6 protein-coding genes and 1 pseudogene are annotated in these 7,390 nt (G+C 67.3%); 6 read left to right on the top strand and 1 reads right to left on the bottom strand.

All coding sequences use genetic code 11. The features are described 5' to 3' along the window. The 6 genes from leuS to QZ609_RS22510 all read left to right on the top strand — a co-directional run. On the top strand, positions 1 to 2,003 hold a 2,003-nt coding region (gene leuS / locus QZ609_RS22535), incomplete at its 5' end, for a leucine--tRNA ligase (protein ID WP_295499687.1). A 29-nt stretch (positions 2,004 to 2,032) separates the two neighbouring features. After that, the gene (gene lptE, locus QZ609_RS22530) at positions 2,033 to 2,557 is read left to right on the top strand and encodes an LPS assembly lipoprotein LptE (protein WP_295499686.1); all 525 of its coding nucleotides are present in this window, start codon (positions 2,033 to 2,035) and stop codon (positions 2,555 to 2,557) included. A gap of 18 nt (positions 2,558 to 2,575) precedes the next feature. After that, the gene (gene holA, locus QZ609_RS22525; protein WP_295499685.1) at positions 2,576 to 3,652 is read left to right on the top strand and encodes a DNA polymerase III subunit delta; all 1,077 of its coding nucleotides are present in this window, start codon (positions 2,576 to 2,578) and stop codon (positions 3,650 to 3,652) included. Positions 3,653 to 3,736: 84 nt separating this feature from the next. After that, positions 3,737 to 5,017 carry a glutamate-5-semialdehyde dehydrogenase gene (locus QZ609_RS22520; protein ID WP_295499684.1) on the top strand — a complete coding sequence of 427 codons (1,281 nt, stop codon included), beginning with the start codon at positions 3,737 to 3,739 and terminating at the stop codon, positions 5,015 to 5,017. A gap of 45 nt (positions 5,018 to 5,062) precedes the next feature. After that, positions 5,063 to 5,485: a CopD family protein gene (locus tag QZ609_RS22515; protein WP_295499683.1), complete on the top strand. Its 423-nt coding sequence runs from the start codon at positions 5,063 to 5,065 to the stop codon at positions 5,483 to 5,485. Positions 5,486 to 5,500: 15 nt separating this feature from the next. Beyond that, on the top strand, positions 5,501 to 6,934 hold the full coding sequence (locus tag QZ609_RS22510; RefSeq protein WP_295499682.1) for a class I SAM-dependent RNA methyltransferase: 1,434 nt from the start codon (positions 5,501 to 5,503) through the stop codon (positions 6,932 to 6,934). A 34-nt stretch (positions 6,935 to 6,968) separates the two neighbouring features. Here QZ609_RS22510 and QZ609_RS22505 read toward each other — a convergent pair. Then, a pseudogene (locus QZ609_RS22505) lies at positions 6,969 to 7,390 on the bottom strand (response regulator); the annotation flags it as partial.

Raw genomic sequence — 7,390 nt, 5'->3', positions numbered from 1 at the left:
ACCTGGACCCGCTGGGCTGGCCCGAGCGCGTCAAGCTGATGCAGCAGAACTGGATTGGCAAGAGCGAAGGCGTGCGCTTTGCGTTCCCGCACAGCATCCCTGGCGACGACGGCAAGATCATCAACGACGGCAAGCTGTACGTCTTCACCACGCGCGCCGACACCATCATGGGCGTGACCTTCTGCGCCGTGGCCGCCGAGCACCCGATCGCCACGCATGCCGCGCAGGGCAACCCGGCGCTGGCTGCGTTCATCGACGAATGCAAGCACGGCAGCGTGATGGAAGCCGACATGGCGACCATGGAAAAGAAGGGCATGCCGACCGGCCTGACCGTCACGCACCCGCTCACGGGCGAGGCCGTGCCCGTGTGGGTCGGCAACTACGTGCTGATGAGCTACGGCGACGGCGCCGTGATGGGCGTGCCGTCGCACGACGAGCGCGACTTCGCCTTCGCCAACAAGTACGGTCTGCCGATCAAGCAAGTCATCGACGTGAAGGGGCAACCGTACGACACGACCACCTGGGCCGAGTGGTATGGCGACAAGGAACATGGCGTGCTCTTCCACAGCGGCAAGTACGACGGCCTGAACTACGAGCAGGCGGTCGACGCGGTGGCGGCGGACCTCGCCGCGCAAGGCCTGGGCGAGAAGAAGACCACCTGGCGCCTGCGCGACTGGGGCATTTCGCGCCAGCGCTACTGGGGCACGCCGATCCCGCTGATCCATTGCGAGAGCTGCGGCGTGGTGCCGGTGCCCGAGCAGGACCTGCCGGTGCGCCTGCCCGAAGACCTCGTGCCGGATGGCACGGGCAACCCGCTCGCCAAGGACCCGCGCTTCCTGGAGTGCACGTGCCCGTCGTGCGGCAAGCCCGCGCGCCGCGAGACCGACACGATGGATACCTTCATCGATTCGTGCTGGTACTACATGCGCTATACGTGCCCGGACGGCGCCACCATGGTCGACGCCCGCAACGACTACTGGATGCCGATGGACCAGTACATCGGCGGCATCGAGCACGCGATCCTGCACCTGCTGTACGCGCGCTTCTGGACCAAGGTCATGCGTGACCTGGGTCTGGTCAAGTTTGACGAGCCGTTCACCAACCTGCTCACGCAGGGGATGGTGCTCAACGAGACGTACTACCGTGAAGACGCGTCGGGCAAGAAGCAGTGGATCAACCCGGCCGACGTGGATGTGCAGACCGACGAGCGCGGCCGCCCGGTGGGCGCCACGCTCAAGGCCGACGGCCAGCCGGTGGTGATCGGCGGCGTGGAGAAGATGTCGAAGTCGAAGAACAACGGCATCGACCCGCAGGCCCTGATCGACCAGTACGGTGCCGATACCGCGCGCCTGTTCACGATGTTTGCCGCGCCGCCCGAGCAGCAGCTCGAGTGGAACGACGCCGGTGTGGAGGGTGCCTCGCGCTTCCTGCGCCGCCTGTGGAACTTCGGCGTGGCGCATGGCGATGCCATCCGCGCCGGTCACGGCAACGGCGTGGTCGATGGCGCCACCGATGCTGACCGTGCGCTGCGCCGCGAGCTGCATACCGTGCTCAAGCAAGCCAACTACGACTATGAGCGCCTGCAGTACAACACCGTCGTCTCGGCGACGATGAAGATGCTCAACGCGCTGGAAGGCGCCAAGGACGCCGGCCCGGACGCGCGTCGCGAAGGCTTCGGCATCCTGCTGCGCGTGCTGTACCCGGTGGTGCCGCACGTCACGCACGTGCTGTGGCAGGCGCTGGGCTACGCCGGTGCCCACGGCGATCTGCTTGACGCCGCATGGCCGCAGGTCGACGAGGGCGCGCTGGTGCAAAGCGAGATCGAACTGGTGCTGCAGGTCAACGGCAAGGTGCGCGGCAGCATTGTGGTGCCGGCCGACGCCGACCGCGCCGCCATCGAGGCGATTGCTGCCAAGGACGAAGCCGTGCAGCGCTTTGCCGAAGGCAAGCCGCCCAAGAAGATCATCGTGGTGCCCGGCCGTCTGGTGAACGTGGTGGCCTGACGGCTGCCTCACTCAAGGAACGCATGGTTATGTCGCTGTCCCGTCGTCTGTCCCGCCGCAGTTTCGGCCGCTCCGTCCTTGCCCTGGCGGCTGCGCTGCCGGTGCTGTCCGCCTGCGGCTTCCACATGCGCGGCAATACCGACTTTGCGTTCAAACGTCTGTACATCAGCCTGCCGCAGAACTCGCTGATGCGCGCGCAGCTGCGCCGGCTGATCGACAACGGCTCGGATACGGTGATCGTGTCCGACAAGAAAGACGCCGATGCTTTGCTCGACGTGCTGGCCGAAGACCGCGTCAAGACCATCTCGTCGCTCACGCCGCAGGGCGTGGTGCGCGAGTACCGTATCACCTACCGCTTCCGCTTCCAGCTGCGCGACGCGCACGACAACCTGCTGATCGCGCCGTCGGAGATCACGCAGTTCCGCGATCTCTCGTATAACGAGACGCAGGTGCTGGCCAAGGACTATGAAGAGGCGGCGCTCTACCGCGACATGCAGGGCGATACCATCAACCAGCTGGTGCGGCGGCTGGGCTCCGTCAAGCTGCCGTCGTAAGCGGCCGCCGGATTCACTATGCAGCTGCGGCTCGACGCGCTCGAAGGGCATCTGAAGCAAGCCGCCGCCAAGGGGCTGGCGCCGCTGTACGTGGTGCACGGCGACGAGCACCTGCTGGTGCTGGAAGCCGTCGATGCGCTGCGCCAAGCCGCACGCGCGCAAGGTTTTTCTGAACGCGAAGTCATGAGCGTCGAGCGCGGCTTCTCGTGGTCGCGCGTGACCGAGGCGCAGCAGTCGATGTCGCTGTTTGGCGATCGCAAGATCGTCGAGTTGCGCATCCCGTCCGGCAAGCCCGGCAAGGACGGTGGCGAGGCGCTGCGCGCGCTGGCGGCGGGCACGCCCTCCGGCCCGGCGTCGGACACCATGACGCTGATCACGCTGCCGCGCCTGGACTTCGCCACCGCCAAGTCCGCGTGGTTCGCAGCGCTGGAAAGTGCGGGCGTGTCGATCAAGGTCGATTCGGTCGACCGCACCAAGCTGCCCGGCTGGATCGGCGAGCGCCTGGCGCGCCAGCAGCAGCGCGTGGAACCGGGCGAGCCCGGGCGCCGCGCCCTGCAGTTCATCGCCGATCGTGTGGAAGGCAACCTGCTGGCCGCGCACCAGGAGATCCAGAAGCTCGGCTTGCTGCATCCGCCCGGCGTGCTGTCGTTCGACGATGTGCACGATGCGGTGCTCAACGTGGCGCGCTACGACGTTTTCAAGCTGTCCGAGGCGATGCTGGCTGGCGACGTGCCGCGCCTGGTGCGCATGCTCGAAGGCCTGCGTGGCGAGGGCGAGGCCACGGTGCTGGTGCTGTGGACGTTGACCGAGGAAATTCGCGTATTATCAAAAATCGCCTCGGGCGCAGCCCAAGGCAAGCCGGTGGCGTCGATGCTGCGCGACCTGCGGGTCTGGGGAGCACGCGAACGGCTGGTGCCGCAGGCGGCGCAACGGTTGTCGCAGCGTGAGCTGGAAGGCGCGCTGGCCATGGCGGCCAAGCTGGACCGCCAGGTCAAGGGCCTGCGCGAACCTTCGCTGCCCACCGAACCGTGGGATGGGCTGCTGCAACTGGCGATGCGTGTGGCGCGGCCGGGCAGCTTGCCGGTCCCGGCGTAATTCGCCGCATCCATACCATCGGCCGCAAGGCTCTGAATTGTCCTCACATTGAAATCGCCGGCACATCCGCCGGCCGCGATCATCATGAAGCAGCTCGACGTGAACGAATACATGGCCCTGGTCGGCCGTCAGGCACGCGCCTCCTCGCGCGGCATGGCCCGCGCCGGCACCGCGCAGAAGAACCGCGCGCTGCTGCACATCGCCGCCGCCGTCCGCCGCGATGCGCCCAAGCTCAAGGAGATCAACGCCCGCGACGTCGAGCGCGCCCGCGCCAACGGCCAGGACGCGGCCTTCATCGACCGCCTCACGCTCACCGACCGCGCCATCGAGACCATGGCCGCGGGCCTGGAGCAGATCGCCGCGCTGCCGGACCTGATCGGCGAGATCAGCAACGTCAAGTTCCGCCCGACCGGCATCCAGGTCGGCCAGATGCGCGTGCCGCTGGGCGTGATCGGCATCATCTATGAGTCGCGTCCGAACGTGACGGTCGATGCGGCGGCGCTGTGCATCAAGTCGGGCAACGCGACCATCCTGCGCGGCGGCTCCGAGGCGATCGAATCGAACGGCGCGCTGGCCGCACTCATCGAGGAAGGCCTGGCCGATGCCGGCTTGCCGGCCAACGCGGTGCAGGTGGTCGCCACTACGGATCGCGCGGCGGTCGGCAAGCTCATCACCATGACGGAATACGTCGACGTGATCGTGCCGCGCGGCGGCAAGAGCCTGATCGCCCGCCTGATGGAAGAAGCGCGCGTGCCGATGATCAAGCACCTGGACGGCATCTGCCACGTCTACATCGACGCCGATGCCGACCTCGACAAGGCCGTGCGCGTGTGCGACAACGCCAAGACGCAGCGTTATGCGCCGTGCAACACGATGGAGACGCTGCTGGTGTCGCGCGACATCGCGGCACGCGCGCTGCCGCCGCTGGTCAAGATCTACCAGGACAAGGGCGTCGAGCTGCGCGTCTGCCCGGCGACGCGCGCCACGCTGGAGGCCGCCGGCTTCGGCAACCTCAAGGACGCCGTCGAGGCCGACTGGCACACCGAATACCTCGCGCCGATCCTGTCGATCCGGACCGTCGACGGCCTCGATGCCGCCATCGAGCACATCAACACCTACGGCTCGGCGCACACCGATTCGATCATCACCGAGAACTACTCGACCGGCATGCGCTTCCTGCGCGAGGTTGATTCGGCCAGCGTGATGATCAACGCGTCCACGCGCTTTGCCGATGGCTTCGAGTACGGCCTGGGCGCCGAGATCGGCATCTCCAACGACAAGCTGCATGCACGCGGCCCGGTCGGGCTGGAGGGGCTGACCTCGCTCAAGTACGTCGTGTTCGGGCACGGCGAGATCCGTACCTGATTCCATCCTTCTTCCATTCCTCTATCCCTCTATCGGCGATTGCGCATGCTCTGGGTCAAGGCCTTTCACATCGTCTTTATCGCGTCGTGGTTCGCGGGGCTGTTCTACCTGCCGCGCATCTTCGTCAACCTGGCGATGGAGACCGAGCCCGCGGCCACTCAGCGCCTGCTGCTGATGGCGCGCAAGCTGTTCCGCTTCACCACCATGCTGGCGGTGGCCGCCGTCGCGCTGGGGCTGTGGCTGTATCTCGGCTACGGCATCGGCAAGGGGCCGGGCAACGGCTGGATGCATGCCAAGCTGGCGCTGGTGCTGGTCGTGATCGGTTATCACCATGGCTGCGGCGTGCTGCTGCGCAAGTTCGAGGCGGGCGCAAACGCGCGCTCGCATACCTTCTACCGCTGGTTCAACGAACTGCCGGTGGTGCTGTTGCTGGCGATCACGATCCTGGTCGTGGTCAAGCCTTTCTGATTCTTCTGTTTTCCGATGTCGATTGCTTACTTCGCACCGTGCCCCCGCGGCCTGGAACAGGCGCTGGCCGATGAACTGGCCGAAATCGCCATCCGCCCCGAGGTGGATGAGCTGGCCGCGTTCGAGGTCGGCCGCACCGTGCCCGGCGGCGTGCACTTCTTCGGCACGCAGGGCGCGGCCTACGCCGTCAACCTGCATAGCCGCATCGCCAGCCGGGTGCTGATGCGCCTGGGTGCGCGCGGCTATCGCTCGGAAGACGACATCTACACCCTCGCCGCCGCGCAGCGCTGGGAAGACTACTTCACGCCGGATGAGATGATCCGCGTGGATGTGACCGCGCACAAATCGCCGCTGCAGAGCCTCAAGTTCGTCGGCCTGCGGGTCAAGGACGGCGTCTGCGACCGCTTCCGCCAGCGCATGGGCGCGCGGCCCAGCGTCGACACCGTCTCGCCCGACGTGCGCATCTACGCGTACCTGACCGAGACCGACTGCACGATCTACCTCGACACCACCGGCGAGCCGCTGTTCAAACGCGGCTGGCGCGAGGAGAAGGGCGAGGCCCCGCTGAAGGAAAACCTCGCAGCGGGCATCCTGCGCCTGACCGGCTGGACCGGCGCGCAGGGCATGCCGTTCTACGACCCGATGTGCGGCAGCGGCACCTTCCTGGTGGAAGCCGCGCAGCGCGCGCTCGGCATTGCGCCGGGCGGCCAGCGCGCCTTCGCCTGCGAATGGTTGCGCGACCACGACGCCAAGCGCTTCAAGCGCCTGCGCGAGGCCGCCGCCGATGCGGCCAGCGCAGCCATGCGCCATCGCCCGCCCGTCGTGGCGGGCGCCGACATCTCCACCGACATGCTGGCCTACGCCGCCGCCAACTGGCGCCGTGCTGGCCTGCCCGGCGAGCCGATGCTCAAGCAGGTCGACGCCCGCTTCGGCAAGCCGCCATTCGACGTGCCCGGCGTGCTGCTGATGAACCCGCCCTATGGCGAGCGCATCACCGTGCGCGGCGCGCAGGGCTCGCGCCGCCGGCGGCCGGAAGACGAGGGCGAGGATCACCAAGACGATCGCGATGGCACCGTCTTCGAACGTGCAAGTCGAGCGATGGGTGCCATGGGCGCCCCGCGCGACGACTTCCGCCGCCCCGTGCGCGAGCAGCGCCAGCCTGAACCGCCGCCGCCCGTCGACCCGCAGGAAGAGGCCGCTGCCAACGAATTCGCCCAGGCCTTCGCGGGCACGCTCAAGCGTGAGTTCTCCGGCTGGCAGGCCTTCGTCTTTACCGGGGATCTCTCGATGCCGCGTCGCATGCGGCTGAAGGAGTCGCAGCGCACGCCGCTCTACAACGGCAATATCGAATGCCGTCTGTTCCGCTTCGAGATGGTGAAGGGCGGCATGCGTGATCGTCCGGCGCGCGATGCGGATGCAGCGCCCAAAGACGACAACGCCGACGCGTAAAGCGTCGGCGTGATGGTGACGGCCGCTTCTGCGCTCAGGCCGCTTGCTGGTTCTCCTGGAAGTGCTCCATCCATGCTGCGAGCTGATCGGGCGTGAGTTGCGTCTGGTTATCGATCAGGCGCAGCTTGACGGTGGCGCCGTCGCGCTCGGCCGTGACCGACCAGCCCTTGCCGTCCAGCCACAGCAGGAAAGCCAGCCAACGCGCGTGCGCTTCCGACACCTTGTGCGTCGACGACGCCTCCAGGAATTCCGTCAGCGTGGTGAGGTCGACCACCGCCGCCGCATCGCCATTGGCGGGCGAAACCTTGCCGTGCAGCACCTCGGCCAGCACCTCCAGCGCTTGTGCGGGCGACTTGCTGTCAAAGCGCGCCGAGAGGTTTTGGTACGCCAGTTGCACCGCATGGCTGAACTCGCCGGTGCGCAGGCTTTCCTCGCCGACCAGCTCGGTGTAGTCCT

This window comes from uncultured Ralstonia sp. (assembly GCA_913056305.1).
Taxonomy (GTDB): domain Bacteria; phylum Pseudomonadota; class Gammaproteobacteria; order Burkholderiales; family Burkholderiaceae; genus Ralstonia.
Note: the sequence above shows the minus strand (reverse complement) of the source record. Positions and strands in the feature narration are given on the sequence as shown.

Bases quoted from the DNA above. Each gene is read 5' to 3' on its own strand.
- QZ609_RS22515 (WP_295499683.1), top strand. From the start codon at position 5,063: ATGCTCTGGGTCAAGGCCTTTCACATCGTCTTTATCGCGTCGTGGTTC.
- QZ609_RS22510 (WP_295499682.1), top strand. From the start codon at position 5,501: ATGTCGATTGCTTACTTCGCACCGTGCCCCCGCGGCCTGGAACAGGCG.
- QZ609_RS22520 (WP_295499684.1), top strand. From the start codon at position 3,737: ATGAAGCAGCTCGACGTGAACGAATACATGGCCCTGGTCGGCCGTCAG.
- holA (WP_295499685.1), top strand. From the start codon at position 2,576: ATGCAGCTGCGGCTCGACGCGCTCGAAGGGCATCTGAAGCAAGCCGCC.
- lptE (WP_295499686.1), top strand. From the start codon at position 2,033: ATGTCGCTGTCCCGTCGTCTGTCCCGCCGCAGTTTCGGCCGCTCCGTC.